The sequence below is a fragment of the Pseudomonas lactis genome, assembly GCF_001439845.1.
Taxonomy (GTDB): Bacteria; Pseudomonadota; Gammaproteobacteria; order Pseudomonadales; family Pseudomonadaceae; genus Aquipseudomonas; species Aquipseudomonas lactis.
Genome location: NZ_JYLO01000003.1, coordinates 170,263 through 195,975 on the forward strand (window position 1 = coordinate 170,263; position 25,713 = coordinate 195,975).

The 25,713-nt window shown below is 61.8% G+C and carries 24 protein-coding genes; 9 read left to right on the forward strand and 15 right to left on the reverse strand.

Features of this window, described 5'->3' with window-relative positions; genetic code table 11:
* Window positions 1–95: 95 nt before the first annotated feature.
* The 3 genes from TX24_RS05830 to ampC form a co-directional block, all read right to left on the reverse strand.
* Window positions 96–614, reverse strand: coding sequence for an AAA family ATPase (locus TX24_RS05830; RefSeq protein WP_003190840.1), 519 nt, complete (start codon window positions 612–614; stop codon window positions 96–98).
* Entirely contained in the window at window positions 611–1,174 is a 564-nt protein-coding gene (gene pnuC / locus TX24_RS05835; protein WP_003190841.1) for a nicotinamide riboside transporter PnuC, read from the reverse strand. Before pnuC ends, TX24_RS05830 begins: the two co-directional genes overlap by 4 nt.
* 115 nt (window positions 1,175–1,289) lie before the next feature.
* On the reverse strand, window positions 1,290–2,432 hold the full coding sequence (gene ampC, locus TX24_RS05840; RefSeq protein ID WP_057709881.1) for a class C beta-lactamase: 1,143 nt from the start codon (window positions 2,430–2,432) through the stop codon (window positions 1,290–1,292).
* Window positions 2,433–2,561: 129 nt separating this feature from the next.
* Between ampC and TX24_RS05845 the strand changes: the two genes are divergently transcribed.
* Window positions 2,562–3,434, forward strand: a complete 873-nt coding sequence (locus TX24_RS05845) for a LysR family transcriptional regulator (protein ID WP_057709882.1) — start codon at window positions 2,562–2,564, stop codon at window positions 3,432–3,434.
* 161 nt (window positions 3,435–3,595) lie between these two features.
* Here the strand turns inward: TX24_RS05845 and yghX are convergent, their stop codons facing one another.
* From yghX to TX24_RS05860, 3 genes are read right to left on the reverse strand one after another with little or no spacing between them, the layout of a single operon-like run.
* Window positions 3,596–4,483 (reverse strand): YghX family hydrolase, encoded by an 888-nt coding sequence (gene yghX / locus TX24_RS05850; protein WP_003190845.1) that lies wholly within the window; start codon window positions 4,481–4,483, stop codon window positions 3,596–3,598.
* A gap of 44 nt (window positions 4,484–4,527) precedes the next feature.
* Window positions 4,528–5,022: a PaaI family thioesterase gene (locus tag TX24_RS05855; protein WP_034135447.1), complete on the reverse strand. Its 495-nt coding sequence runs from the start codon at window positions 5,020–5,022 to the stop codon at window positions 4,528–4,530.
* Between the two features lie 47 nt (window positions 5,023–5,069).
* On the reverse strand, window positions 5,070–5,960 hold the full coding sequence (locus tag TX24_RS05860) for a DMT family transporter (RefSeq protein ID WP_057709883.1): 891 nt from the start codon (window positions 5,958–5,960) through the stop codon (window positions 5,070–5,072).
* An 86-nt stretch (window positions 5,961–6,046) separates the two neighbouring features.
* On the opposite strand from TX24_RS05860, the gene TX24_RS05865 reads away from it, so the two are divergent.
* The gene (locus TX24_RS05865; RefSeq protein WP_057709884.1) at window positions 6,047–7,372 is read left to right on the forward strand and encodes an aminotransferase-like domain-containing protein; all 1,326 of its coding nucleotides are present in this window, start codon (window positions 6,047–6,049) and stop codon (window positions 7,370–7,372) included.
* 654 nt (window positions 7,373–8,026) lie between these two features.
* Here the strand turns inward: TX24_RS05865 and TX24_RS05870 are convergent.
* A complete protein-coding gene (locus TX24_RS05870; RefSeq protein WP_057709885.1) occupies window positions 8,027–9,736 on the reverse strand; it encodes an amidase in 1,710 nt (569 codons plus the stop codon).
* A 191-nt stretch (window positions 9,737–9,927) separates the two neighbouring features.
* Between TX24_RS05870 and TX24_RS05875 the strand changes: the two genes are divergently transcribed.
* Window positions 9,928–10,242 carry a DUF2834 domain-containing protein gene (locus tag TX24_RS05875; protein WP_057709886.1) on the forward strand — a complete coding sequence of 105 codons (315 nt, stop codon included), beginning with the start codon at window positions 9,928–9,930 and terminating at the stop codon, window positions 10,240–10,242.
* Window positions 10,243–10,292: 50 nt separating this feature from the next.
* On the opposite strand, the gene TX24_RS05880 is transcribed toward TX24_RS05875, so the two are convergent.
* The 3 genes from TX24_RS05880 to TX24_RS05890 are packed head-to-tail and all read right to left on the reverse strand — an operon-like array spanning window position 10,293 to window position 13,228.
* Window positions 10,293–11,216: a sugar ABC transporter substrate-binding protein gene (locus TX24_RS05880; RefSeq protein WP_003190856.1), complete on the reverse strand. Its 924-nt coding sequence runs from the start codon at window positions 11,214–11,216 to the stop codon at window positions 10,293–10,295.
* Between the two features lie 42 nt (window positions 11,217–11,258).
* Entirely contained in the window at window positions 11,259–12,383 is a 1,125-nt protein-coding gene (locus TX24_RS05885) for a phytanoyl-CoA dioxygenase family protein (RefSeq protein WP_057709887.1), read from the reverse strand.
* On the reverse strand, window positions 12,383–13,228 hold the full coding sequence (locus TX24_RS05890) for an SDR family oxidoreductase (protein WP_057709888.1): 846 nt from the start codon (window positions 13,226–13,228) through the stop codon (window positions 12,383–12,385). Before TX24_RS05890 ends, TX24_RS05885 begins: the two co-directional genes overlap by 1 nt.
* A gap of 123 nt (window positions 13,229–13,351) precedes the next feature.
* On the opposite strand from TX24_RS05890, the gene TX24_RS05895 reads away from it, so the two are divergent.
* Window positions 13,352–14,377 carry a LacI family DNA-binding transcriptional regulator gene (locus TX24_RS05895; protein ID WP_057709889.1) on the forward strand — a complete coding sequence of 342 codons (1,026 nt, stop codon included), beginning with the start codon at window positions 13,352–13,354 and terminating at the stop codon, window positions 14,375–14,377.
* A 43-nt stretch (window positions 14,378–14,420) separates the two neighbouring features.
* Complete coding sequence (gene iolG / locus TX24_RS05900) at window positions 14,421–15,425, forward strand: inositol 2-dehydrogenase (RefSeq protein ID WP_003190860.1); 1,005 nt, start codon at window positions 14,421–14,423, stop codon at window positions 15,423–15,425.
* A 122-nt stretch (window positions 15,426–15,547) separates the two neighbouring features.
* Here iolG and TX24_RS05905 read toward each other — a convergent pair whose 3' ends face one another.
* A complete protein-coding gene (locus tag TX24_RS05905) occupies window positions 15,548–16,759 on the reverse strand; it encodes an MFS transporter (RefSeq protein ID WP_003190861.1) in 1,212 nt (403 codons plus the stop codon).
* Window positions 16,760–16,861: 102 nt separating this feature from the next.
* On the opposite strand from TX24_RS05905, the gene TX24_RS05910 reads away from it, so the two are divergent.
* Entirely contained in the window at window positions 16,862–17,683 is an 822-nt protein-coding gene (locus TX24_RS05910; RefSeq protein ID WP_034135456.1) for an AraC family transcriptional regulator, read from the forward strand.
* Here TX24_RS05910 and TX24_RS05915 read toward each other — a convergent pair.
* Window positions 17,676–18,866 (reverse strand): MFS transporter, encoded by a 1,191-nt coding sequence (locus TX24_RS05915; RefSeq protein WP_057709890.1) that lies wholly within the window; start codon window positions 18,864–18,866, stop codon window positions 17,676–17,678. The two genes, TX24_RS05910 and TX24_RS05915, sit on opposite strands and share 8 nt — an antisense overlap.
* Entirely contained in the window at window positions 18,863–19,885 is a 1,023-nt protein-coding gene (locus tag TX24_RS05920; protein ID WP_003190867.1) for an alpha/beta hydrolase, read from the reverse strand. The genes TX24_RS05915 and TX24_RS05920 overlap by 4 nt, the downstream gene beginning before the upstream one ends.
* 163 nt (window positions 19,886–20,048) lie before the next feature.
* Here TX24_RS05920 and TX24_RS05925 point away from each other — a divergent pair, with 163 nt between their 5' ends.
* Window positions 20,049–20,972, forward strand: coding sequence for an AraC family transcriptional regulator (locus TX24_RS05925; RefSeq protein WP_003190868.1), 924 nt, complete (start codon window positions 20,049–20,051; stop codon window positions 20,970–20,972).
* On the opposite strand, the gene TX24_RS05930 is transcribed toward TX24_RS05925, so the two are convergent.
* Together TX24_RS05930 and proP are read right to left on the reverse strand one after the other, a co-directional pair.
* Window positions 20,947–21,453: a GAF domain-containing protein gene (locus TX24_RS05930; protein ID WP_020302594.1), complete on the reverse strand. Its 507-nt coding sequence runs from the start codon at window positions 21,451–21,453 to the stop codon at window positions 20,947–20,949. The two genes, TX24_RS05925 and TX24_RS05930, sit on opposite strands and share 26 nt — an antisense overlap.
* Before the next feature lie 53 nt (window positions 21,454–21,506).
* Window positions 21,507–23,009, reverse strand: coding sequence for a glycine betaine/L-proline transporter ProP (gene proP, locus TX24_RS05935; RefSeq protein ID WP_003190871.1), 1,503 nt, complete (start codon window positions 23,007–23,009; stop codon window positions 21,507–21,509).
* Window positions 23,010–23,332: 323 nt separating this feature from the next.
* Here proP and TX24_RS05940 point away from each other — a divergent pair, with 323 nt between their 5' ends.
* Window positions 23,333–23,863, forward strand: a complete 531-nt coding sequence (locus TX24_RS05940; RefSeq protein WP_057709891.1) for a GNAT family N-acetyltransferase — start codon at window positions 23,333–23,335, stop codon at window positions 23,861–23,863.
* A 143-nt stretch (window positions 23,864–24,006) separates the two neighbouring features.
* Window positions 24,007–25,410, forward strand: coding sequence for an MFS transporter (locus TX24_RS05945; RefSeq protein WP_057709892.1), 1,404 nt, complete (start codon window positions 24,007–24,009; stop codon window positions 25,408–25,410).
* Window positions 25,411–25,713 lie beyond the last annotated feature (303 nt).

The following is a 25,713-nucleotide window of genomic DNA, read 5'->3' on the forward strand; positions in this document are numbered from 1 at the left end:
CTGTAGGAGCGAGCTTGCTCGCGAAAACTCACAGGCGCCGCGTTTATCCAGAAAACACGCGTTATCGTTGACGTTTTTCGCGAGCAAGCTCGCTCCTACAGCAACTGCGTTACCGCGGCAAACGCCGCCTGGCGCCGTTGTTCCCAGCCCCCGCGAATCACCACCAGTGGCTGTTGGTGCTGCTGCATCCATTCCAGACTGGCCTGGAAAAACGCCTGCCTATCCGCCAGTTCCGGCTGGCAGCGCTGGCCGTCGGCACTCCATTCCACGTCTTCGGGGGAGAGCAGCAGGTGCAGGTCGTAATGCCGCGCCAGAAGTTCGTCATCCAGCCAGCCGGGGTAGTCGCCGAACAGGGTCTGGCTCCAGAGCCTGTTGGTGAGCAGGTGGGTGTCGAGGATCAGCAACGCGGGGCGTTTGGCGCGGGCGGCATCCTCCCAGGCCAACTGGCCTTGGGCAATGGCCGGGATATCCGCCAGGGTGGTGTCGCGCTGATGCTGATCGATGAAGTAGCGCACATATTCCCCTACCATCAACCCGCCGAAGTGCGCGTGCAACTGCGCCGCCAGCCAGCTCTTGCCGCTGGATTCGGGGCCTGCCAATACCACCACCTTCATGCGCGCAACGCCGGGTCGGCGCGCCACTCGCGCCAGCCTTGCACGGCAATCACGGTAAACAGTGCGTAGAGCGCGGCGGTGAGGTAGAGGCCTTTGTAAAGGAACAGGCCGACGAAGATCACATCCACCACGATCCACAAGGCCCAGCACTGCACACGTTTTTGCGCCATCCACATTTGCGCCACCAGGCTGAAACCGGTGAGCGCGGCGTCGAGCCAAGGCTGGGCGGCGTCGGTCCAGTGGGCCATGGCGGCGCCCAGCAGCAGACTGCCGACGGCACCCACAGCCAGGCTGGCCATGATCGCCGGCACGCCCAGGCTCGTGACTTGGCGGCCCTGCTTGACCTCGCCGGCGCGGGTCCACTGCCACCAGCCATACACCTGCAAGGCCGCATAGACCACTTGCAGGAGCATGTCGGAGTAGAGCTTGACCTCAAAGAACACCCAGGTGTAGAGCAGCACCATCACCAAGCCGATGGGCCAGCACCAAGGGTTTTGTTTGACCGTCAGCCAGACGGCGATCACCCCCAGGGCGGCGGCGAACAGTTCAAGCCCGGACATGGCGGATCCTTGGGGGAGTGGGAGAGGGCGGTGATTGTACCTAGAGGCCGGCGATCTTCAAACGTGCACCGCCAACGCTAAGGTCAGCCCCCGCCCATCGGGGGTATTGCCGGCTTCAGTTATCCATCGCACTCAAGATCGCATACGCCACTTTCACCCGCTCGGCATTCGGGTAGTTCTTGTTGGCGAGGATCACCACACCCATGTCCTTGCTTGGCACAAACGCCACATAGGCGCCAAAGCCGCCGGTGGAGCCGGTTTTGTTGTAGAGCACGTTGGCAGGCTGCGCCTGGGCAGGTTTGAGCCAGTTAACCTTGTGCGGCTCCATCGCCATCGGTGTGGAGTTGCCGTCAAGCAACGCTTGCAGGGCGATGGGGTAGGGGTAGCGTTCCCAGCCCAGGCCCTGGGTCATGCCGTTGACGGTGTAGTAGCCGGCGTGAGTGGTGGCAATGGCCTGCTGCACCGGTTGTTCCAGGGTTTGCGGGTGCATGTTGGCGATCACGTAGCGGGCCAGGTCCTGGCTGCTGCTCTTGATACCGTAGGCTTCGAAGTCCAGGGCGCCGGGGTTGACGCGTACTGGTTTCTGCTGGCTGTCATAGCCCTGGGCGTAGAGGCCGGCCTTGTCGGCGGGCACGCGGGTATAGGTGTTGGTCAAGCCCAGCTTGGGCAGCAGGGTTTTTTCCATGGCGACGGTGAACGGCAGGCCCAGGCTTTTTGCTGTCGCGTAACCGAACAGGCCAATACTGGGGTTGGAATACAGGCGCTGTTCCCCCGGCGCATAAGTGGGTTTCCAATGCTGGAAATATTCCATCATGGTGGTGGCGCTGTCGGCGGCGTCCGGAAACTGCAGCGTCAGGCCGCCGGGGGTATAGGTCGCCAGTTGCAGCAGGCTGATGCGATCGAACGCGCTGCCAGCCAGCACGGGCAGGTGTTGGCTGGTCATGTCCGACAGCTTGAGCTTGCCGATAGCCTGGGCATACCCACCAAGGGTGGCGTTGAAGGTTTTGCTCACTGAGCCGATTTCGAACAGGGTGTTTTCGGTGACAGGTGCTTGAGTGTCCTTGGCGGCGACGCCGTAATTAAAGTATTGCACCCTGCCGTGTTGGACGACCGCGACCGTCAGGCCGGCGATGCCTTGCTGTTTCATCAGAGGGGTGACGTGGCTGTCCACGACCTGGCGCATATCGGTGGCGGCCATGCAGCTGCCAGCCCCAAGCAACAAGGCTGAGATCGCATATTTTTTCAGGGTGTGTTTCATGCTTCGCTTCCATGTAAGTAAGGCAGTGACGATCGGAGCCTGCGCAGGCGTGGCAAATGTAGGTGGATTTCCGGGAGCGGGCAAACGATGATATCTCGCACCAGCCATTAGAAAAATTTGGGCCAAGTCATGTTGCGTTCCCATCTGCCGCTCAATGCCTTGCGCGCCTTCGACGCGTCGGCGCGGCATTTGAGCTTTACCCGTGCGGCCATCGAGTTATGCGTGACCCAAGCGGCGGTCAGTCATCAGGTCAAAAGCCTCGAAGCACAACTCAACGTCACGCTGTTCAAGCGCCTGCCACGGGGCTTGATGCTCACCAGCGAAGGCGAATCCCTGCTGCCCGTGCTGCGTGACGCCTTCGACCGTATTGCCCTGACCTTGGATCAGTTTGAAGGCGGGCATTACCGTGAAGTATTGACCGTGGGGGCGGTCGGTACCTTTGCGGTGGGCTGGTTGTTGCCGCGCCTGGCGGATTTTCATAGCCGCTACCCGTTGATCGACTTGCGCTTGTCCACCCACAACAACCGCGTGGATGTCGCCGCCGAGGGCCTGGATTATGCCATCCGCTTTGGCGCCGGCGCCTGGCACGGCACCGATGCCTGCCCTTTGCTTGAGGTACCGTTGACGGTGTTGTGTGTGCCGCAGCTTGCCGAACAACTGCGTAGCCCGGCTGACGTGTTGAAGCACACCTTGCTGCGTTCCTACCGTGCCGATGAGTGGAACCTGTGGTTCCAGGCCGCCGGTTTGCCCGGCGATACCCGGGTGCCGCGCAGCGTGGTGTTCGACTCCTCGCTGGCGATGATGGAGGCCGCGCTGCAAGGGGCTGGGGTAGCACTGGCGCCAGCCCTGATGTTCTCGCGGCAATTGGAGAGCGATGTGATCCGCCAGCCGTTCGAGGTGGGGATCACCACCGGCAGCTATTGGCTGACGCGCTTGCAGTCGCGGGCTGAAACACCCGCGATGTTGGCGTTCAAAGGGTGGCTGCAGACGAGTGTTGCCTGATGTGCGAGGGATTTTCCAATCAGTTAAGCGAACGCCATGCCCAAAGCAACGAAGACCCAATGTGGGAGCTGGCTTGCCTGCGAAAGCGGTCGTGCAGTAACAGGTGCAGCGACTGATACACCGCCTTCGCGGGCAAGCCAGCTCCCACAGTTAGCGCTTGGCTAGGCGAGGTATTTGCCGAACCACCCTAAAGTGCGTTCCCAGGCAAGGTTCGCCGCTGCCTCGTCATAACGCGGCGTCGAATCATTATGAAAACCGTGGTTGGCGCCCTTGTAGATAAATGCCTCATACGTGGTACCCGCCGCCTGCAATGCCTGTTCATACGCCGGCCAGCCTTCATTGATGCGGGTATCCAGCTCACCGAAATGCAACATGATCGGCGCCTTGATGCGCGGCACGTCTTTGGCGTCGGGTTGGCGCCCGTAGAACGACACTGCCGCGCCCAGTTCCGGGTAGGCCACCGCCGCTGCATTGGTCACGCCGCCGCCATAACAGAACCCGGTGATGCCGACCTTGCCCGTGCTGCTGTCGTGGTGCATCAGCCATTCGATGGCGGCGAAGAAGTCGTTCATCAGTTTGGTCGGGTCGACCGTCTGTTGCAGTGCCACGCCTTTTTCATCATTGCCAGGGTAGCCGCCCACCGAGGTCAGGCCGTCCGGGGCCAGGGCGATAAAGCCGGCCTTGGCCAGGCGTCGGGCAACGTCTTCGATATAGGGGTTCAGGCCCCGGTTTTCATGCACCACCACCACGGCGGGCAGCTTGCCTGCGGCCTTGGCTGGGCGCACCAGGTAGCCGCGCACGGTGCCGTTGCCTTTGGGCGAGGGGTAGGTGATGTAGTCGGCGACGATGTCCGGGTCGGTGAACTTCACCTGTTCGGCCAAGGCGTAGTTGGGGCTCAGGGCCGTGAGCAAGGCCGAAGCGGTGAGGCCACCGAGGGTGAACAGTGCAGCGCGGTCGAGAAATTCGCGGCGGTTGATCTTGCCATGGGCGTAGCCGTCGTAGAGTTCCAGCAGTTCGGGAGCAAAGTCTTTCGCGGTCAGACGAGTCATCGGTGCAGTCCTCGATTAGCGGTTGCCGTCACTGTAGACCAAGATCAAACCTCGCGGCCATGGGCGGCAGCGGCCAGTTGCCCGGTGTCGACGCGCACGAACACCGAGTCGCCGACGGCGGTGAGCACGCCGCCTGCATACACTTCGCAGACCACCCGGCTTTTGCGGCCGACTTCGCCTTCGACCCGAGCCCGCAGGACCAGGGGCACGCCCATGGGCGTGGGTTTGATGAATTTGATCCCCAGATTACCGGTGACGCAGTCGATGCGCGGCAGGCTGCCGGGTTCACGCTGTTCGGCGCGGTAGTGGTAGGCCATGGCGGTCCAGTTGGAGTGGCAGTCCACCAGCATGGCGATCAGGCCACCGTAGACCAGGTCCGGCCAGCCGCTGTATTTGGCCTCGGGTTGGTGCTCGGCAATGACGTGTACGCCATCATCATCCCAGCGGCTCTTGATGTGCAGGCCATGGGGGTTGTTGCTGCCGCAGCCGTAGCAGATGCCTTCCGGCGCCGTGGTGTCCTGGAGAGAAGCGCTGTGCATGCAGAGTCCTTGTTGTTTGGCGACGCTTCTATTTAGCAGGCCAGGGGTTAGCGAGCAAACTTCTTCGCCCCGGCCACGCAGCCGATCACCGCCACCGTCACCAGCACCATGCCCAGGCTGACCTGTTCATGCAGCAAACCCGCCGCCAGCGCCAGGCCGAAGAACGGTTGCAGCAACTGCAACTGGCCGACTGCGGCAATCCCGCCCTGGGCCAGGCCTCGGTACCAGAACACAAAGCCGATCAACATGCTGAACAACGCCACGTAGCCCAGGCTCAGCCACGCCGGCAGGCTGATACCGCTGAGGGTGGCAGGCGCCAGCACCAGGCTCAAGGGTGCCACCACCGGCAGCGACACCACCAACGCCCAGCAGATCACCTGCCAGCCGCCCAGGCTGCGCGACAGCCTGGCGCCTTCGGCATACCCCAGGCCGCACACCAGCACCGCCAACAGCATCAGCACATCGCCCGCGGGTGCGGCGCTCAAGCCTTGGGCAACGGCATAACCCATCACCAACAGGCTGCCCAGGATCGAAAACAACCAGAACACCAGTCTCGGCCGCTCACCGCCGCGCAGCACGCCGAACACTGCCGTGGCCAGTGGCAGCAGGCCGATAAAGACGATGGAATGGGCCGAGGTCACGTACTGCAGGGCCAGGGCCGTCAGCAGTGGAAAGCCGATCACCACGCCAATCGCGACGATAACCAGCGGGGCCCATTGCTGGCGTGTGGGGCGTTTTTCCTTGAATACCCCCAATAGGCACAACCCCAGTAGCGCCGCGAGGGTGGCGCGGATCATGGTCAGGAACACCGGATCGAATTCCATCACCGCCAGGCGCGTGGCCGGCAGCGAGCCGCTGAAAATCACCACGCCGATAAAGCCGTTGATCCAACCCTGGGTGCTGTTGTCCAGAGTGCCGAGGGGAGAAGTGCGTTCCATGGGGGCGTCCTGAAAAGGCAGTTGCGTGCTGGGCATCCTAGGATTGAAGATTAAGACAATCAAAAAATTGTCATGGATACATCCTTATGCCCCGTGCTCGCTACAAGTCGCTGGTCGATACCTTCGCCGAGGCCATCCGCAGCGGCCAGTGGCTGCCCGGTACACGGCTGCCCACCCACCGGCAATTGGCCGCCGAGCATGGCCTGGCGCTGGTCACCGCCAGCCGGGTGTACAGCGAGCTGGAAGCCATGGGCCTGGTCAGTGGCGAGACCGGGCGCGGCACCTTCGTGCGTGAAATCGCCTTACCGCCGGGGCAGGGCAGCGGGCAGATGACGGTTACGGCGGGTGTGCTCGATCTGAATTTCAACTACCCGTCTTTGCCGGGCCAGGCCGAGCTGTTGCGCACGGCGTTGCGCCAGCTCGCCCTGTCTGGCGATCTGGAGGCGCTGCTGCGCTACCAGCCCCATGGCGGTCGCGTGCACGAGCGCGCCGCCGTGGCACGGCACTTGTTGAACCGCGGGCTGACGGTGCCAGCCGAGCAGGTGCTGGTGGTCAGCGGTGCCCAGCATGGCCTGGCGGTGAGCATGATGACCTTGCTCAAGCCCGGGGATGTGGTGGCGGTGGATGCGCTGACCTATTCGGGTTTCAAGGTGCTGGCCGAAACCCTGCACCTGGAACTCGTCGCCATCCCGGTCACTCCCTGCGGCCCGGACCTGGACCACCTGCACAGCCTGTGTCGCCAGCGCCCGGTGCGAGCGGTGTACAGCATGCCGACCCTGCACAACCCGCTGGGCTGGGTGATGAGCCTGGCGCAGCGCGAGCGCTTGGTGGCAATCGCCCGGCAGCACAACCTGATGATCATCGAGGATGGCGCCTATGCGTTTCTCGCCGAAGAAGCACCGCCACCTTTGGCGAATCTTGCACCGGAGCGCACGGTGTATATCGGCGGGCTGTCCAAGAGTGTCGCCACCGGGTTGCGTGTGGGCTTTATCGCTGCGCCTATGGCTTGGGTAAACGGCCTGGAACGCACGATCATGGCCACCACCTGGAACGTGCCAGGGGTGATGAGTGCGATTGCGGTGGCCTGGCTCGAAGACGGTACAGTGGCGCAACTGGAGGCGCAAAAGCGCGCGGATGCCCAAGCTCGCCAGGCGTTGGCGGCACAGGTGCTGAGGGGCGTGGAGACCATCAGTCACCCGTCCTCCTACTTTCTGTGGCTGCCGTTGGCGGAAGATGCCCGCGCCGATCAGGTCGCCATGACCTTGCAGCGTGCGGGCATCTCTGTTTCAACCGCTGAACCGTTCGCGGTTTCGGCCCAGGTGCCCCACGCGCTGCGCCTGGCCCTGGGTTCGGTGCCGATGGCGGCGTTGCGTGAGGCGCTGGTGAAAGTACGCAAGGTGGTGGCGTGGTGAGCGAACACCCGGCCACAGGGCTTGATTTGAAATAGGGGCAAAGTGTGGGAGCTGGCTTGCCTGCGAAGACGGCCTCACAGTCGACACCGTAATACCGAGTACATATCCATTGCTGCGGTAACGGCCACTTAGGGTTCCGCCCTGACGGCGGCTCACTTTGCAAAAGCGGCAAAGTAAGCAAAACGCTCTTGCCCCACCACTCGGCACCTCGCTTAGGCTCGGTGTGCCCGTAATCCGCCAGTGATTTGGGGGGCCGCCGCCACGCGCCATCCATGGCGCGGGGCGGCTAAACCGGCATCCCTGCCGGTTTACCCCCCAAATCCCTGTCGAATTCCGGCCAGCGTGGTTTAACGGGGCGCCCGAGATCAAGAGCAGATCAAGATCTAGGGCGGCTCGCTTCGCATCGTGGTTACCTGCCGCACATGTGACATCTCTGTCGATTGAACGGCCGCCATCGCAGGCAAGCCAGCTCCCACATGGAGTCGGCGCTGCGGCCAATTCTGTAGGAGCGAGCTTGCTTGCGAAAAACGTCAACGATAACCCGTGTTTGCTGAATGAACGCGGCGCCAGTGAGTTTTTCGCGAGCAAGCTCGCTCCTACAAAAAAGCCTTAACTGACTGGCATTAAGGCAAGCCAGCCACAGGTTGACCGCGTTTAGCGGGCTGCCAGCGGTGGCGTACGCGGCGGGATCATGCGTTTGCTGCCGGTGGCTTCGAACGCCGAGGCGAAGCGCAACAGCGCCGAATCGTCATAGGCGCGCCCGGCGAAGGTCAGCCCCACTGGCATGCCGATGTCTGCCATCACGCCCATTGGCACGGTGACGGTGGGCACGCCCAGGTGGCGGATGGCGAGGTTGCCGTTGGCGACCCATACGCCGTTGCTCCAGGCGATATCGGCAGACGCTTCGTTCACATCGGCATCCGCCGGGCCTACATCGGCCACGGTGGGGAACAACACGGCGTCGAGCCCAAGGGAGTTCATCCAGTCTTCCAGGTCCAGGCGCCGGGTTTGTTCCAGGCCGCGCAGGCCATCGGGTACGGTGCTGATCTGGTCCCATGGGGAGATGCCGCGTTGGGCCATGCGCACGTATTCGTCCATGCCGGCGGCCAGGTCGTCTTCACGGTTGGGCAGGGTGCCGGGGTCGTGGGGGAAGATCTTCGGCCCGTCCACATCGGCCAGGCGGTTCAGGTGCGGGTCGCCGTTGGCGCGCAGGAAGTCATCGAAGGCCCAGGCCGACAATTCCCACAACTCGTCGTGGAGAAATTCCTTGGAAACCAGGCCACGGGTAAACACCGTCGGTGCGCCGGGGCGGTCGCCTTCGCAGTTGGACACCAGCGGGAAATCCACTTCGATCACTTCGGCACCGGCGGCTTCCAGTGCCTGGCGTGCGGCTTGCCACAGTTCGATCACCGTGGCTCGGGTGTGGATCTTTTGTCCGGTCGGGCCGCCGATACCGGGTTTTTCGCTGGTGCCAGCCTCCGGGTCGGCGTTGATGTACATGCGCGGCACGCCAAAGCGCTTGCCGGCCAGGCTTTCGCTGCTGACGGCGAGGGCCGCGTAGGACGCTGGGCGCACCGAGGCGACGCTGGGGATCGGTACCCAGGGTTGCAGGCGCCACAGGTCGCCACGTGTGTCCAGGTCTTCGGCCACCACGACGTCGAGCACCTCCAGCAGGTCGGCCATGGTGCGCGCATAGGGCACCACCACGTCCATGGTCGGGGTCAACGGCCAGTTGCCGCGCACGGAAATCACCCCGCGTGAAGGCGTGTAGGCACACAGGCCATTGTTGGAGGCCGGGCCGCGACCGCTGGACCAGGTTTCTTCAGCCAGACCGAAGGCGGCAAAACTGGCGGCGGTGGCGGTGCCGGCACCGTTGGAAGAGCCCGACGCAAACGGCGCGGTGAGGTAGTCGGCGTTGTAGGGGCTCTCGGCGCGGCCGTACACGCCACGTTGCATACCGCCATTGGCCATCGGCGGCATATTGGTCTTGCCCAGGCAGATGGCGCCGCCGGCCCGCAGGCGTTCAATGGTGAAGGCATCGCGCTGGGCCACCAGCTTGGCAAACGCCGGGCTGCCGGATGCAGCCGTCAGCCCCTTGACCAGGTAACTGTCTTTGGCGGTGTAGGGAATACCATCCAGCGGCCCGAGGGTTTGCCCCTTGGCGCGGCGCGCATCGGAAGCCTGGGCTTCTTTGAGCGCATCGGGGTTGCGTACTACCACGGCGTTCAGCGCAGTGGCCGTTTGCGGGCCATCGTAGGCGTCGATCCGCGCCAGGTACGCCTGCACCAGTTCAAGCGCCGTGGTCTGGCCGGCTTCAAGCGCAGCGCGCAATTGGGCAATGGAGACTTCAGTAACTTGCATCACGTTTTTTTCGCCGCCTTCAAGTGGGGGTATGGCGGCAGTCTACGTACAGATATTTCACAAAACCAGCGCGGCATACTTCGTGTAGGCGGCGCGCAGGACATCTCGGGAAAGACGTCAGCAGGATTGCGAGCGGCAGCCTCTTATCGCTAAGGTGGCCGCGTTGATTAACGTTGCACTTCAAGGAAGAGACCATGCACAGACCTTATATCGCCCTGGCGGCCTTGCTGGGATTTACCGTCTATACGGTGGCGACCATGCTCACGGCCGAGCAATCACTGCTGGCATTTGGATGGGAACTGATGTCCCGGCCCGATACGGCTCAGGTGGTAATTGACCTGTATCTGATGGCGGTGCTGGCGTGTGTGTGGATGTACCGGGATGCGCGTGGGCGAGGGCGGTCGATAGGCTCGGTGTTGCCGTACTTTGTGCTGACGGCGGTGTTTGTGTCGGTGGGGCCGTTGCTCTATATCGTGGTTAATGGGTTTTCTCGGCGAACGCTCAACTAAGCCTGTATGGCAAGGGCGCTAGCTCCCTTGCCATGAGTAGTGCGCGGTCTTCAGGGATTAAGGAACGCTTGGTAGTTGTCCTTGGTGATCTGCTGATAAGGAATCGTCAGCTCCGCCGTGTACGGCTGCTGCTTGACCATCTTCACTGCCAGGTCGATGGAACCCACTGCCTGGCCCTTGTTGTCTTGGTACACCGTGACCAACAGCTGGCCTTTTTTCACCGCGTCCAATCCAGCTGCGCCGCCGTCGCTGCCGGCCACCAGGATGTCCTTGCCTGGCTGCATGCCTGCCTGGCTGATAGCCATGGCCGCGCCAATCGCCATTTCATCGGCATTCGCGGCGACGGCATCGATTTTGCGCCCGGATACGATCCAGTTGTTCATCAGGTCAATCGCCTTGCCGCGCTGCCATTCGGCGCTTTGTTCTTCGACGATTTTGATGTCTGGGTAGTCCTTTAGCACGGTCTTCACCCCCAGCGTGCGGTTATGGGTGGCGTTGTTGGACAGCAGCCCGAGCATGATCGCCAGGTTGCCCTTGCCGCCCATTTTCTCGGCCAGGTAGCGCATCTGGATTTCGCCGGCCTTGATCTCGTCCGAACCGACATAGCCCACGCCCGCTGGCACCTCCTTGAACTCCGGACGGCGGTTGACGTACACCAGCGGGATCTTGGCCTGCTGGGCATTGAGCGTCATCTTCTGGGTGGCCGCTGTGTCCACCGCGTTGACGATAATCGCGTCCATGCCTTGGGCTGTGAAGTTTTGCACCTGGTTGAGTTGACGCACCACGTCGCCCTGGGCGTCTTCGAATTGCAGGGTGACATCGGGCAGTTCCCTGGCGTGGGCGGCCATGTAGTCGCGCATTTGTGCGAGGAATACGTCGTCTACCTGGGCGATGCTCACGCCGATGCGAATGTCCGCCAGCGCCCAAGGGCTGAACGCAAGGACTAACAGTGCCGCAAGGAGTTGCTTCTTCATGGTTGTGCTCCGTTGTTTTTGTTGTTGTCAAAGCAGGGCGGTTCACGCTTGGCGTTTGGCCCGCAGCTGCGCCACGGCGGCGGCGAAGTCCGAGCACGGCCAGCGTTCGTCGAGGGCTTTCAGCATCAGTTGTTGCCCGGTTTGCGGGGCCAGGCCACTCAAGGGTGGGTCGGTGTCGAGGTTAGTGGGGAAGGAGTACCCGTCTGCGGTACAGGCGACCACGGCGCGGGAATCCAGGTTGGGGTTGGCGAGCAGCACCGGATACACCGCCAGCATCATGCGGTCGCGGTCGATGGCTTCCATCGGCTTGCCGAATGCCGAGGAGATTTGCAGCAGGTTGACCATGCGCTGGCGATCGGCCGTGCGGTTGGTGCCGGCGGCATGGAACAGTGCCGGGTTGAAGAACAGCAAGTCGCCCTTGTTCAGCGGCAATTGCACCGCGTGGTGCTGGAAGTAGTCGATAAACTCCGTGCGACGCCACGCCAGGTACCCCAAGGCATACTGCTGGGAAAAGGGCAGCAGCTGGGTGGGGCCGGTTTCCAGCGGCATATCCGAATGTGCGATAGCACCTTGCAACGTGAGATGTTGGGACAGCGCATGCAGCGGCAGCGGAAAACGTTCGACCACATCGTTGGTCTGGAAACCCAGGTGATAGTCTCGGTGCGGCTGCTGCGCCTGGCCACCTGGATGCACCACATTGACTTGCGCCGTGACTTGAAAACCCGGCCCCAACCAGGCTTCGGCAATTAACCCCAGCAGAGGGTTGGCGTAGTACTCGGCAAAGGATTCGGGGGACTGTAAGGCCGCCTTCTGTAGCGCGTTCCAGATCCTGCCATTGCTGCCGGCCTTGGCAAAGTGATCGGCGGCTACGCCCTGGGCGGCTTCATGGGCAAAGATCGCGTCGAAGACCTGGCTGTGGCGGTCCACCACTTCCAGGTCTTCATAGGCTTGGCGCACCACCATTACGCCGGGCCCGTCACGGAACAGGTGATGCAGTTCGTTCATGACGACCAGGCGGTCGCTGTTGCGCAAGGTGTGGGCCTGATAGATCGGCACATTGCCTTGTACCTCAAGGCACAGCGGGTAGTCGCTGGCGTTGGTGCGCTGCGCACAGATCCGGCTGAAGTCGGCCAGGCGCACCGCGTCGCCGGTTACGAAAGCCGACATCACATACCTCCTGGAAGGCTCAGGGCCTGGTGAGGTTGTGGGGTGCTGCTGTCGGTGCAGCCGACCACACCTTGTTCAAGGTCGATCACTGCGCCAGTCATCATTCCCGACTCAGTGGACAGCAGAAATGCCACGCTGCGCGCTACCTCTTCGGGCTTGAGCAGGCGCCCAAACGGTTGGGTGCGTTCGGCATCGGCCAGCCAGCCGTCCTGGGCGCCGTGGTACTGGCGCTGGATCTGATCCTCGTGGGGCGTGTCCATCCAGCCGATGTTCAGGCCATTCACGCGGATGCGGTTGCGCAAGGCACTGAATGCGACGTTCTTGGTCAGGATCGCCAGCGCGCCCTTGGACGCCGCATAAGCACTCAAGAACGACTGCCCACCATGACCGGTAACGCTCTGGATATTGACCACCGCGCCCCCAACACCGCTGCTGATCATCAGCTTCAGCGCTTCTTGCATTAAGAAAAACGGCGCCCGCACATTCACCGCAAACAAGCGCTCGAACAGTTCCGGCGAGGTGTCGAGAATGGTGCCACGGTCAGACATGCCGGCGCAGTTCACCAAGCCGTGCAAAGTGCCGAAATGGACGCGCGCCGCTTCGATGATTGCGCGGCAGTCCTCGATCTTTTCCAGGTCGGCCTCGACAAAAAATGCCTGGCAATCCAGCTGTGCCAGTTGGCGCACCTGCTCTTCGCCCTCGGTACGGCGACGTCCGCAAATAATCAATCCGGCCGCACCACGGCGAGCCAGGGTATGGGCCACCGCCGCGCCGAGGCCCTGGGTGCTGCCGGTTACGACAAAGTATTGGCCGCTGAACGAGGTCGCAAGATCGGAGTGGGGCATGAGGGTTCTCCTGGATTTTTATTGTTTTGCTGACCTGGCTCGACGCCAGGCAAAACTGAGACTAGCATTGCGAAACCTCAGTAACGCCCAAAAAAGACCTCAAAAACACCTCAGGCGAAACCCATGCTCGAACGCGCAAAACACTTTTCCATCAAGCAACTCGCCACCCAGGCTGGCGTCAGCAAGGCCACGGTGGACCGCGTGCTGCACCAGCGCGGCAGCGTGCATGCCCAGACCCGGCGGCGGATTGAGCAGGCATTGGAGGAGTTGGAATCCCAGGAAAAAAATGGCTTGGCCGTGGGGCGCACCTTCCATGTGGACGTAATCATGCACACGCCCCAGCGTTTCAGCGCCGCGGTGCAGGCGGCGATCGTTGGCCAATTGGCCAGCCTGGCACCGTTTCGCATCGCGCCACGTTTTCACCTGTTCGAGGAGATCGAGCCCCAGGCCATGCACGACCAACTGCTGCGCTGCCTCGACACGGGCAGCCAGGGTGTGGTGCTCAAGGCTGCGGATGAACCGGCGGTGAACCTGGCCGTCAAGCAGCTGATTGCGGCCGGCATTCCGGTGGTGACCTTGGTCACCGACCTGCCCCAAAGCGAGCGCATCGGCTATGTGGGCATGGACAATCGCACGGCTGGCCAGACCGCTGCCTACCTGATGTCGCGCTGGCTGCCGAGCGATCCTCAGGACGTGGCGGTGGTGATCGGCAGCGAGTTGTTCCGCGGCGAAGAAGAGCGCGAGATGGGTTTTCGTGCCTGGCTGCGTGGCCGCGCCGAGCACCTGCGGGTACTGGATATCAGCGGCGGCTACGGCGTGTATGAGCGCACCTTTGAACGAGTGACCCAAGCCTTGCACCAGCACCCCGGGCTGAAGGCGGTGTACAGCGTCGGCGGTGGCAACCGCGCAATTGTCGACGCGTTTGCCGCGCAGGACCGTTCATTGGAGGTATTCATCGGCCACGACCTTGACGAAGAAAACCGCCAACTGCTGCGCGAAGAAAAAGTCGCGGCGATCATTGATCACAACCTGCAGATCGATGCCCGCCACGTATTCCTGCACATCCTGCAATACCACCGGCTATGGAAGGCCGGGCCGATTGCGCCGTCACAGGTGCAGATCGTCACGCCGTTCAACCTGCCGGACTGAAGCGCTGAAACACCCTATCCAATAATAATCCAGGAGTTCGACCATGCTACGTATCGCCGTTCTAGGTGCCGGGCGCATCGCCAAGATCCACGCCGCCAACGTTGCCGCCCATCCCAATGCCACGCTGGTGTTGGTGGCCGATCCCTGGCGCGCAGGTGTCGATGCCTTGAGCACCCAGTTGGGCTGCGAGGCCGCGTATGACTGCGCCACCGTGCTGAGCCGCGAGGACATCGATGCGGTGGTGATCGGCACGCCCACCGACACCCACATCGACCTGTTACTGGCTGCGGTGGCCCAGGGCAAGGCGGTGCTCTGCGAAAAACCCATCGACCTGGACATCGCCAAGGCGCGCAGCGCTGCGCAAACCGTAGAGCGCCAGGGCGGCAAGGTAATGCTTGGCTTTAACCGGCGCTTCGACCCCGACATGCTGCGCCTGCGCCAGGCGCTGGACGCCGGCCAGATCGGCGCCGTGCGCCAGGTGATCATCACCAGTCGCGACCCTGGCCTGGCGCCGCGTGACTACCTGGAACACTCCGGGGGGATCCTGCGCGACATGACCATCCATGACTTTGACACTGCTCGCCATTTGCTCGGCGAGGAACCCGTGGAAGTCAGCGCCTTCGCCAGCCGCCTGGTGGACCCGACCCTGGAGCAGATCGACGACTACGACAGCGTCATGGTCTTGCTACGCACCGCTTCGGGCAAACAATGCCATATCAACTGCTGCCGCCAGGCGGTGTATGGCTACGACCAGCGCGTAGAAGTTTCCGGCGCCAGCGGCGTGCTGCTGACCGACAATCACCGGCCCAGCACCGTGCGCCATTGGAGCGCTGAGCACACCGAAGCGTTGGAACCGTTGCAGCATTTTTTCCTTGAGCGTTACGCGGATGCGTATCGCAATGAGCTGACGCAGTTCATCGATGCGCTGAATGAGGGGCGCGAGTTGCCCACCAGTATGCGTGATGGTTTGTATGCGTTGCATCTGGCTGATTGTGCGCTGGAGTCGGTGAAGACCGGGCGCAGTGTGAGGGTCAGTCATAACCTGTAGGAGCGAGGGGCACGCCTAGTTCTTGTTCTTGCGCGCGAAAAACGTCAACGATAACGCGTGTGTCCTGATATACGCGGCGTCTGTCAGTTTTTCGCGAGCAAGCTCGCTCCTACAGCAACCGATCAAACGCCTTTGGTCGACGGCAACAGTACCGTGAGGATACCCACCAACGGCAGGAACGAGCACAGCTTGTACACGTACTCGATGCCGTGATGATCGGCGAGCATCCCGAGCAGCGCCGCGCCAATCCCACTGAAACCGAACATCAGGCCGAAGAATATCCCGGCGATCATGCCCACATTGCCTGGCACCAGTTCCTGGGCAAACACCACGATGGCGGAGAACGCCGAGGCGATGATAAAGCCGATGACCACGCTGAGTACGGCGGTCCAGAACAGGTCGACGTAGGGCAGGGCCAGGGTGAATGGTGCGGCGCCGAGGATGGAGAACCAGATAACTTTTTTGCGGCCGATCTTGTCGCCGATGGGGCCACCGGCAAAGGTGCCCACGGCCACTGCGCCGAGGAACAGGAACAGGTACATCTGCGAGCTGGCTACCGACAGCTGGAACTTCTCGATCAGGTAGAACGTGAAGTAACTGGTCAGGCTGGTCATGTACCAGTATTTGGAAAACACCAGCACAGCTAATACCACCAGGGCGAAGGTCACGCGGCCTTTGGACAAACCGTGAGTCGCCTGGCTGCCTTGCTTGAGCTTGAACAGGTTGAGGTGGTGGCGGTACCAGCGGCTCAAACCGTACAGCACCAGGATGGCGAACACCGCAAACAGGCCGAACCAGGCAATGTGGCTTTGGCCGTAGGGAATGATGATCGCCGCCGCCAGCAACGGGCCGAAGGCGCTGCCGGTGTTGCCGCCGACCTGGAAGGTCGATTGCGCCAGGCCGTAGCGCCCACCGGAAGCCAGGCGTGCGACGCGGGAGGTTTCCGGGTGGAAGGTCGATGAGCCCACACCCACCAGCGCCGCCGCGAGCAATATCGCTGGGAAGTTGCCGACAAAGGCCAGCATCAAGATGCCGATCAAGGTGCACACCATGCCCGCCGGCAATAGCCAGGGTTTGGGGTGGCGGTCGGTGTGGTAGCCGATCCACGGTTGCAGCAGGGAGGCGGTCAACTGGAAGGTCAGGGTGATCAGGCCGACCTGGGTAAAGCTCAGGCCGTAGTTGGCCTTGAGCATCGGGTAGATCGACGGCAGTACCGCCTGGATCAAGTCATTGATCAGGTGCGCCAGGGCACAGGCGCCCAGGACGCGCATGACTAAGGGGCTTACTTGCGGGCTGGTCGAAGGTGCGGCGGGTGACGCTGTGACTGTGGACATGCGGGCATTCCGTACAAGGCAGCTGACAGGCGTGGAGGTGGGCGGCGGTGATGTGAACCGCCACTCCATCTGGACTCGGCGTTTATGCTAGATTCGGCGCCAATGCCTGTCTCGCGCAATTCGGGCAGAAACCATCGCAAAAAGGGCGAAATGATCAAATCACTGGATAAATTTCTGCGAGAAATCGATGAGGGCGACTGGGCCGTCATCAGCTCGGCCACCGATTACCCCGAAAACTGGGTGATCCCCGAACACAGCCACAACAAGCACCAACTGCTGTACGCCATTGGCGGTGTGATGGTGGTGTACTCGGCCCTGAGGCAATGGACGGTGCCGCCCAATCGTGGCTTTTGGATGCCTTGCGGTCAAGTTCACTCGCTGCGCTGCGTGGGTACGCTGCAGATGCGCAGCGTGTTCGTGCGCCCGGACAGCTTCCCCAACCTGCCGGCCGAGCCCAAGACGGTGACGGTCTCGCCGTTGCTGAGTGAACTGATCAAGGCCTCGGTGAGCCTGAAACCGCCGTATGCCGAGGATTCACGCGACGCGCGGATCATGCACCTGATTCTTGATGAACTGGCTATCCTGCCGGCCTTGCCGCTGTCTTTGCCCCAGCCTGCCGACCCACGCCTGAGCCCGATCTGCCTGGCGTTGCAGGACGAGCCGAGTGATGCCTCCACCGTCGCCGACTGGAGTGCGCGGTTGGGGTTGGACCAAACCACCATCCAGCGCCTGTTCCGCAAGGAAACCGGCATGACCTTCGGCCAGTGGCGCCAGCAAGCGCGGCTATTGCTGGCGCTGGAACGCATTGCGGTGGGGCAGAAGATCATCGATGTGGCGTTTGAATTGGGCTATGAAAGCCCCAGCGCTTTTACCAGCATGTTCAAGAAACAGTTTGGCAAAACGCCGAGTCATTTTTTCAAGTAGTGCCGCTCGCCATGCGCGCATGAGCAGGGCGGCGCGATGCCAGGTAAGCGAGCAGCGTGGCGATCACCAGCAAGGCGGCGCTCAGCTCGAAGGTGGCCTGATAGCCGCTCACGTCGAATGCCACACCACCGACGGTGGCGCCGGCGGCAATCGCCAGCTGGATGATGGCGACCATCAATCCCCCGCCGGCCTCGGCGTCGTCGGGCAAGGCGCGGGCCAGCCATGTCCACCAGCCAACGGGCGCAGCAGTGGCCACCAGGCCCCAGCAGCCCAACAGCACGGTGGTGACAATCGCTGAACCACCGAACGCCACCAGCGCAAGGGCAATGCCGGCCATGATCAGCGGGATGGCAATCAGCGTCGGGTACAGGTGGCGCTTGAGCAAGTGCTCAATCAACACCGTACCCGCCAGGCCGGCCAGGCCGAGCACCAGCAGCATCAGCGACAGGGTGGACACCTCGACCCGGGTCACGCCTTCCAGGAACGGCCGCAGGTAAGTGAACAGCATGAACTGGCCCATGAAGAACAGGCTGACAGCGCACATGCCCAAGGTCACCTTGGGGTTTTTCAGCAGGCGCAGCGCATTGCCGGTGGCCGCTGTGCCGCTGTGCTTGAGCGCCGGCAAGCTCAGCCACAGCCAGGCCAGCGCAATCACGGCCACTGGCACCACGCAAAAGAATGCGCCGCGCCAGCCAATCAGGCCGCCAAGAAAGCTGCCCAGCGGCGCCGCGATCACCGTCGCCAGGGCGTTGCCACCGTTGACGATGGCCAAGGCCCGTGGCACTTGGGCGGGCTCGACCAGGCGCATTGCCGTGGCCGCCGACAGTGACCAGAAGCCGCCAATTGCCAGGCCAATCAACGCGCGCCCGAGCATGAACACCGCGTAATTCGGTGCGAACGCCACCACGCTGCCCGAGACGATCATCAGCAGGGTCAGGGCCATCAGCAGGCGCTTGCGATCCATCCGCGCGGCAACCGCCGCGATCACCAGGCTGGTGAGCAGGGCAAACACCCCGGACACGGAAATGCCCTGGCCGGCCTGGCCTTCAGTGATCTGCAAGTCAGCCGCCAGCGGTGTCAGCAGGCTGACCGGCATGAACTCGGAGGCGACCAAGGCAAACGCCGCCAGCGACATCGCCAGCACCGCGCCCCAGCGTTGCGGTTGAGGGGTAACGGAACTCACTGCAAGTGGCTCTGGAAGAAGGTGGAGAGCGTGTCAAACGGGATCAGTTCGACGCGGTCGTAAAGGTCTACATGGCCGGCGTTGGGGATGATCAGCAATTGCTTGGGCTCGGCGGCGCGTTGGTAGGCGTCTTCACTGAATTCTCGGGAGTGCGCGTCGGCCCCGGTAATCAGCAGCAGCGGGCGTGGCGAGATCGTCTCGATATCGTTGAAGGGGTAGAAGTTCATGAACTTGACGTTGCTGGTCAGCGTCGGCCGGGTGGTGGTTTGCGATGAGGCGCCTGCTGGGGTGACTTCGCCGCGCGGGGTACGGTAGAAGTCGTAGAACTCGTCGCCGATCGGATCGCCCGTGAGGCTCTGCGGCGTGCCACCGGTGTAGAGGGTCTCGCCGCCCTGGAATTCTACATAGCGCTGGTTGGCAGCCTGGCGCAGGATCTGCTGGCGCTGTTGCAAGGTCATGCCGTGCTTGAGGCCATTGCGGTTGGCCGCGCCCATGTCGTACATGCTGACCGTGGCGATTGCCTTGAGACGCGGATCGATCTTCGCCGCACTGATCACGAAACTGCCGCTGCCACAAATGCCGATGGCGCCGATGCGTTCCCGGTCGACCTGTGGGCGAGTGCCGAGAAAGTCCACGGCGGCGCTGAAGTCTTCCACGTAGAGGTCGGGCAACACCGCGTTGCGTGGTGTGCCGGCGCTTTGGCCCCAGAACGACAGGTCCAGGGACAGGGTCACGAAACCCTGTTCAGCCATTTTGGTGGCGTAGAGGTTGGCGCTTTGCTCTTTGACGGCCCCCATCGGGTGGCCGACGACAAGGGCTGCGTGCTTTGAGCCCGGGGCCAGGTGCTTGGGCACGAACAGCGTGCCTGCGACCTGCATGCCGTATTGATTGTTGAAGGTGACAGGTTCGGCCGTCACTGTGTTGCTGCTGTAGAAGTTATCCGCACCGTTGGACATATCGGCTCCAAATGAAGAAAGAGAAGTCACCAGCAAACCCAGGGCGAGCAAGAGGCGTTTCATAGGGATGTTCCTTGTGAAGTGTCCGCACATTTTCCGGGTGACGGCAGGGCTTCTGTAGTGCATTTGAGTGGATTACTTGCCTGATCCTCTGAGTTTCAGCGCCAGATGACGACGCCCGTGACTTGCGCGGGTAAAGTGCAATGAAGCATTGAAAGGGTCTGTCATGACGTCCACTCCCACCCCATTGAACGCGCTGATCCAGTCGATTGGTTCGCGCACGCCGTCGCCCGGCGACTACGCCATGCCGATCCCCGGCCTGGGCTTTTATCGGCGTGAGCAACCCGCTGCGCCGGTGGTGTGCATGGTTGAGCCGTGCATCGTGCTGGTGGCCCAGGGCGAGAAGCAGTTGTGGGTGGGCGGCGAGGGCTATCCCTACGACACGTCCCGGTTCCTGGTGACATCGTTGGACATCCCCGCCAATTCCGAGGTGCTGGCGGCCAGCCCCGAGCAGCCGTGCCTGGGGCTGACGTTCAAGCTGGACCTGCGCATGCTCGCCGAGCTGATCGCCCAGGGTGGCTTGCCGCCGGTGCGTGAGCGTGCGGTCATGAAGGGTGTGGGGATCGGCACGGTCACCGACGGCATGCTGGCCGCATTCGCGCGCCTGGTGGCGTTGCTGGATGAACCCGAAGCGATTCCGGTACTCGCGCCATTGATCCAGCGCGAGATTCATTACCGGCTATTGAAAAGCGACCAGGCCGGCCGACTGCGCCAGATCTGCTCGGTGGACGGGCAGGGCTATCGGATTGCCAAGGCCATTGACTGGCTGAAGTTGAATTTCGACGCCGCCCTGCGGGTGGAAGAGCTGGCAGCGCGGGTGCAAATGAGCGCGGCGACCTTCCACCATCATTTCCGGCAACTGACCGCGATGAGCCCGCTGCAATACCAGAAATGGCTGCGTTTGAATGAAGCGCGTCGGTTGATGTTGAACGAGCACCAGGATGTGTCCAGTGCCGCGTTCAAAGTCGGGTATGAGAGCCCGTCGCAATTCAGCCGTGAGTACAGCCGGCTGTTCGGGGTGCCGCCCAAGCGCGACATGGCAACACTGCGGGGCAGGGCGGGTGTCAGTGATCCGCCGGGGTCAAATTAGCGTAGAAGATGCAGCCAATCAGCCGGGCGAACAGGCTCAGGGTTTCCGGCAGGTTCGGGTCGTCGAACAGCATGGCCCGTGAGTCCAGCGCACACAGCGCCCCGAACAGGCGGCCATCGGGCAGGAAGATCGGCGCGCCGGCGTAGCTTTCGATGGCGTATTGCTTGACCACCGGGCGTGACGCGAAACGGCCGTTCTGGCTGATCTGGGGAATGAACAGGGTGTGTGGGTTGATGCAGAACTCACTGCACAGGGTAGTTTCAAGGTCGAGTACGTCGTCGACGTTGATGCCCATTTGCAGCGGGTCGTAGGCCGAACACACCACCCATTCCTGGTCGGTGAACTTGGCGATGCCGGCGAATCTCATCCCGGTCAGACGAGTGACCAGCTTGAGGATGTTGGTGGTTGCTTCAATTTCGGCAATGGCGGCGCGCTCGTCTGCGCTGAGTAACCTGTGTGCGGCGGTGACGCTTGAAACCATGCTTAACGCTCCAATGGCGTGGTCGCAGGTCGCGACCACGCACAGTCAGGTTATTAATTGATACGCGGGTGTTGCTGTACCAGGTTTTCCCGCTTGGTTTGCAGCGCGGCAATCTCGGCGTCAATGTCTTCGATTTTCTGCTCGATATTGTCGTGATGCTCCTGCAGCAGCTCCTTGGCTTCTTCCATGTCGGAAGCCGCCGGGGCCGCACCGCGCAGGGGCTTGTTGGCGGTTTCCTTCATGGTCAGGCCCGTGATCAGGCCAACCACCGCGAACACCATCAAGTAATAAGCGGGCATGTACAGGTTGTTGGTGCTCTCCACCAGCCAGGCCACCGCAGTGGGCGTGACACCGGCGATCAGTACCGAGACGTTGAAGGCACTGGCCAGGGCGCTGTAGCGCAGGTGGGTGGGGAACATTGCTGGCAAGGTCGACGCCATCACGCCGATAAAGAAGTTCAGCACCACCGCCAGAATCAACAGGCCGCCGAAGATCAGGCCGGTCTTGCCGCTGGTGATCAGCATGAAAGCAGGGATCGACAGGAACAGCAGGCCAATGCTGCCGGCGATGATGAACGGCTTGCGGCCGATCTTGTCGCTGACAAAGCCAATGAACGGCTGCACGAACAACATGCCGACCATGATCGCGATGATGATCAGCACGCCGCTGTTTTCGGCATAGTGCAGGTTGTGGGACAGGTAGCTCGGCATGTAGGTGAGCAGCATGTAGTAGGTCACGTTGGTGGCCGCGACGATACCGATGCAGGTCAGCAGGCTACGCCAGTGCTTGGTGGCGATTTCCTTGAACGAGACTTTAGGGCCGTGGCTCAAGCCTTCGCGGTCACCCTGTTCAAGTTTGTCGACATGCTGTTGGAACGCTGGGGTCTCTTCCAGTGCGTGGCGCAGGTACAGGCCGATGATGCCCAGGGGCAGGGCGAGGAAGAACGGCAGGCGCCAGCCCCAGGCCTCGAATTCTGCTTCACCGAGCACGGTGGAGATCAACACCACCACACCCGCGCCGAGCACGAAACCGGCGATGGAGCCGAAGTCCAGCCAACTGCCAAGAAAGCCGCGCTTGCGGTCCGGAGCGTATTCAGCCACGAAAATCGACGCGCCGGTGTACTCGCCGCCCACCGAGAAACCCTGGGCCATTTTGCACAGCAGCAACAGTATCGGCGCCCAGATGCCAATGGAGGCATAGCCGGGGATCAAGCCGATGGCGAACGTGCTCAGGGACATGATCACGATGGTGGCGGCCAGGACTTTTTGCCGCCCGTACTTATCGCCCAGTGCGCCGAAGAACAGGCCGCCCAGCGGGCGAATCAGGAAGGGGACGGAGAAGGTGCCCAGTGCAGCGATCATCTGCACGCTGGGGGAGGCATCGGGGAAGAACACTTTGCCCAGCACATAGGCGACAAAGCCATAGACGCCAAAGTCGAACCATTCCATGGCATTGCCAAGTGCGGCAGCGGTGATCGCCTTGCGCATCTTGTTGTCGTCGACAATGGTGATGTCTTTCAATCCGATGGGTTTGACGCGTTTTTTACGTAGTTTCATGCGGGCCACTCAAAAGCTGAACAGGGGAGGTGCCATCGCTACGATGGCACCGCTCTGTCAGTTCAGATACAAGTGGACACGAAATAATTCACCGCTTTGTGTATTTTTTCTCGCATGGGATGAAACCTTCGGTTTTCGAGGCCTATGCATAACTAGCGGCAAAACAGATCAAATGTGGGAGTTGTCGAGCCCCGGCGAGGCTACGAAGGCGGCGGTACTGTTGGCATTTATGTTGCGTGAACTATCGCCATCGCGGCCTCGCTAAAGCTCGAGCGCTCCCACAGGGGGTTGTCATTGTTAGATAGAACAGGGAAGTCAGTCATATGCCCAGCAGCCACTCGCGGCTCACCTACCGCCAACCACGGCACGCAGACGTTCAGCGATTGTTCGCGATCTTCGGTGATGCACAGACCAATTTGTTCAATCCTGCCGGCCCGCTGCCCAACATCGAGGCGGCACAACGGCTATTGGATCACTGGCTGGAGCAATGGGCATCCCAGGGTTACGGCTGGTGGGCAATTGCCCGGAAAGAGAGCCCCGAACACATCATCGGATTTGGCGGCATTGCGCCACTTAACTACCTGACGCAGCGGCGCATCAACCTTGGTTATCGCCTGGCCGTCGAGGCCTGGGGGCAGGGGTATGCCACTGAGCTGGGGCGGGATGCACTGGCGCTGGCGTTCGACACCCTGTCTTTACCAGAAGTCTTCGGCCTGGTGCGGCCCGATCATGCTGCGTCGATCCGCGTACTGGAGAAACTCGGCATGCAACGTTTTGGCCTGCTGGAGGATGTCCCCGGTCAAGCGCCCAGCCTGGTGCTCCGGGTTTGTCATCCTACAACTGTACAAGCCTGACATTTTCCTATTCCACGTAAATCCTCGATAAGCGGCAATCTTTGCGATTGACACTGCGCGGGCGTCTCGCTATAAAACTCGTAGTTGTACGACGACATATGACGTTACATATGTCCTACCTAACAAAAATAAAAAGTGATGCCATGAATCTGAACGAGCCCATCAGTGCCCTTCGTGTCGGCCAGGCGGTCGGCAGCTATCGCTGGACGATCTGCGCGATGTTGTTTTTCGCCACCACGGTCAATTACCTCGACCGCCAGGTGCTCAGCCTGTTGGCGCCGCAACTCTCGACGCAGTTTGGCTGGAGCAACACCGATTACGCCAACATCGCGGCGGTGTTCCAGTTTGTCTACGCCATTTCCATGCTGTTTGCCGGGCGCTTCGTCGACAAGATCGGCACCAAGGCCGCTTATGTAGTAGCGATTGGTATCTGGTCCACCGGCGCGATCATGCATGCGTTTTCGGTGCCGATGGGCGAGGGTATTGCAGCCGTCAGCGGCGCCATTGGCCTGGCGGTGATCCCGGTGTCGATCGCCGGCTTCATGCTTTCACGGGCGGTGTTGGCGATTGGCGAAGCGGGTAACTTCCCGATCGCGATCAAGGCCACTGCCGAATATTTCCCCAAGAAAGAACGCTCCCTGGCTACCGGCATCTTCAACTCCGGCGCCAATGTCGGCGCGATCCTGGCGCCCATCTGTGTCCCCTTGATTGCCGGCCTGTGGGGCTGGGAGGCGGCCTTTATGGTCATCGGCATGCTGGGTTTTGTGTGGGTAGGCGTGTGGGCCGCCGTGTACGAAAAACCGGAAGAGCAAAAACGTCTGTCGCCTGAAGAGCTGGCCTACATCCGCAGCGACCAGGCCGTACAGCCGTTCACCCCGGCGCCGACGGGCACCTCAGGGAAGAAAGTCTCCTGGTTCAAACTGTTGACCTACCGCCAGACCTGGGCGTTTGCCTTTGGCAAGTTCATGACTGACGGCGTGTGGTGGTTTTTCCTGTTCTGGCTGCCCACCTACCTGTCTGCCCAATACGGCATGAAAGGCGCCGATATCGTGATGCCATTGGCGGTGCTGTACAGCATGACCATGGTCGGCAGCATTGGCGGCGGCTGGTTCCCCAGCTACTTCATGGCACGCGGCGATGCCCCCTATGACGGGCGCATGAAAGCCATGCTGGTGATTGCGCTGTTCCCGCTGGTGGTGTTGCTGGCGCAGCCGCTGGGTTACCTCAGCTTCTGGGTGCCGGTGCTGCTGATCGGCGTGGGCGCTTCGGCACACCAGGCGTGGTCATGCAATATATTCACCACCGTGTCCGACATGTTCCCGCAGAAAACAGTGGCCTCGGTGGTCGGCATTGGCGGCATGGCCGGTGGCTTGGGCGGCGTGCTCATGACCAAGATCGGCGGTTGGGTGTTCGACTATTACAAGTCCATCAACGACATCCATACCGGCTACATGATCATGTTCGCCATCTGCGCCCTGGCTTACCTGGTGGCCTGGAGCGTGATGAAGACGCTGGTGCCGCGCCACAAGGAAATCACTGATCTGTAGCTTTAATGCGACGCTGCTTGCTCCCGATACAACTGTTTGGGCTGTAGCAGCAAACGGTAACCACGATGCGAAGCGAGCCGCTCTTGATCTTGATCTGCTTTTGATCTTAGGCGCCCCGTTAAACCACGCTGGCGGATTACGGGCACACCGAGCCTAAGCGAGGTGCCGAGTGGTGGGGCCAGAGCGTTTTGCTTACTTTGGCCTGGGCCGGCATCCCGGCTTTTGCAAAGTGAGCCGCCGTCAGGGCGGAACCCTAAGTAGCCGTTAGCGCAGCAATGGATATGTACTCGGTATAACAGTGTC